The sequence below is a fragment of the Microcoleus sp. M2_D5 genome (assembly GCF_036701935.1).
In the GTDB taxonomy this organism is placed as follows: domain Bacteria; phylum Cyanobacteriota; class Cyanobacteriia; order Cyanobacteriales; family Microcoleaceae; genus Microcoleus.
Window position 1 is genome coordinate 1 of sequence record NZ_JAUBRP010000105.1, and the last position, 2,081, is coordinate 2,081.

General features: G+C 45.1%; 1 protein-coding gene and 1 pseudogene. Both read left to right on the top strand.

Features of this window, described 5'->3' with window-relative positions; all coding sequences use genetic code 11:
- Nucleotides 1–94: 94 nt before the first annotated feature.
- Nucleotides 95–532: pseudogene (locus QUA50_RS27205) on the top strand (HAD domain-containing protein).
- Between the two features lie 48 nt (nucleotides 533–580).
- Nucleotides 581–2,020 carry a pentapeptide repeat-containing protein gene (locus QUA50_RS27210; protein ID WP_333267648.1) on the top strand — a complete coding sequence of 480 codons (1,440 nt, stop codon included), beginning with the start codon at nucleotides 581–583 and terminating at the stop codon, nucleotides 2,018–2,020.
- The last annotated feature ends 61 nt before the right edge of the window (nucleotides 2,021–2,081 follow it).

Here is a 2,081-nt window from a genome sequence, read left to right on the forward strand (position 1 = left end):
CATCTTAAATGGAGCTAGAGGATATCGATCGCACTTGTTCTTTGCGGGCGATCGATTATTCAGCAAACCCTAATTAATGTGAATTTTTTTAGACATTGATGGTGTACTTATTTCTGACAAAAAACATGAAACAGCGAGCTTGCAAACAGATACAATAAAATTTAATTCAACTTGCATTAATCACGTTAAAAATGTCCGTCGTCGCCATCCTAATCCGCGAGTAGTAATTTCATCATCCTGACGTGAAATATTCCCCTTCGAGGTAATACCGCCATTATTTTCACCAGATATCGCTATCCGTATTATCGGATTCACCCCTTTTCTAAACCCCAAAAATATTCACCAACACAAATATTTACGACACCAGGAAGTTCTTGAGTATCTTCGAGAAAACCAAGCACAAAACTCACCTTGGGTAGCCATTGACGATATTCCAGAACACTATCCGCCAGATGCGCCAGTTGTGGCTATTGATGATTACAATGGTTTTGACCAGAACTCAGCAAAGATACTTTCAGAATATCTAACTTGATTTCAAAGGTTAGGAAAAAAGTATCGGCATAGAGAGGGTAAATTTGACATGGAAATGAACGTTGGTGACTTTCTGCACCGACTCGATCTCAGGGGACAAGCACTTAAAGGCACCAACCTTGGCGGTGCGGAACTCCGGGGAGCCAACCTCCGAGGCACGGATCTCCGAGAAACCAACCTCAGCGGCGCTATGCTCAGGTATGCAGACCTGATTGAAGCCGACCTCAGCGGTGCTAATCTCAGCGGGGCGGATTTAGCTGAATCATTTCTTAATTTAGCTAACCTCACTAGAGCTGATTTGACTGGTGCTGTCCTCCGAGAAGCTAATCTCGTAGGAGCCGAATTCACGGGCGCCAACCTCAAACAAGCAAGTTTGATCAAGGCTAATTTAGTAGGAGCAAATCTCCACGAAGCCAACTTAACCAGAGCCAACCTCAGTGGGGCGGATTTACGCGGTTCTCAGTTGAGCGGCGCCATTTTAGACAAGGCCGTATACAACAACCGGACTATCTTTCCCGAAGATATCGATCCGGGTGCAATGGGAGCATTTTTGCTAGCTCCCAATGCTTCGCTCCCTGGCTTAAATCTGGCTATGGTAGATTTGACCGAAGCCGATTTAAAAGGATCCGATTTGCGGCGGACAAACTTATACAAAGCTATTTTATTTGGCGCCAAACTCGATCGGGCAAACTTAGCAGGAGCCAACCTCAGCGCAGCGGACTTGAGGGAAGCCAGTTTAAGCGGCACGATTTTGGAGAAAGCTGTTTACAGCAACAAGACTTTGTTTTCAGAAGGCATTGACCCCGCTCTGGGCGGAGCTTATTTAATTGCTCCCAATGTATCGCTGCAAGGGGTAAATTTAACCGGAGCCGACTTAAACGGGTCAGATTTAAGCGGAGCTAATTTGAGCGCTTCTAACTTAAGTTCGGTCAATCTCAAAAATGTAGACCTCAGCAGAGCTAGCTTAAAAAAAGCTTACCTCAAAGGTGCAAACTTGGAGGGAACTGATTTAAGAGGAGCCGATTTAAGCGGCGCAATTTTACACCAAGTAAACTTGAGTTCTGCTGACCTTCGGGGTGTAGACTTAACAAGGGCTGACCTCAGCGGCGCTAATTTAAGGGATGCCGATTTGAGGGAGACAGATTTCACGGGAGCTACTTTGCTGTTCGCTAACTTGAGCGGGGCCGACTTGAGAGGTGTAGACTTGACAAAAGCTGACCTCAGCGGCGCGAAGTTAAACGAAGCTGACCTTAGAAAAGCAGATTTGATGAGAGTAAATTTGGAGGGAGCAGATTTAACTGAGGCCGACTTGAGCGATGCTCATTTATTCCGAGTTAATCTCAGAGGTGCTAACCTGAAAGGTGCTAACCTGAAAGGCGCAAGTTTAAAAGGAGTATTTTTGACCGACGCTTATTTGAGCGAAACGGATGTGACAGATATAGATCTGAGTCCGAGTTTTTTTGAATTGCCGCTAGAATCGGAATGGTAATTAGTTGACTGTTAACAATCAAAAATCTACAATCAAAACTCGCCCAGCGAAAATGGCTCGA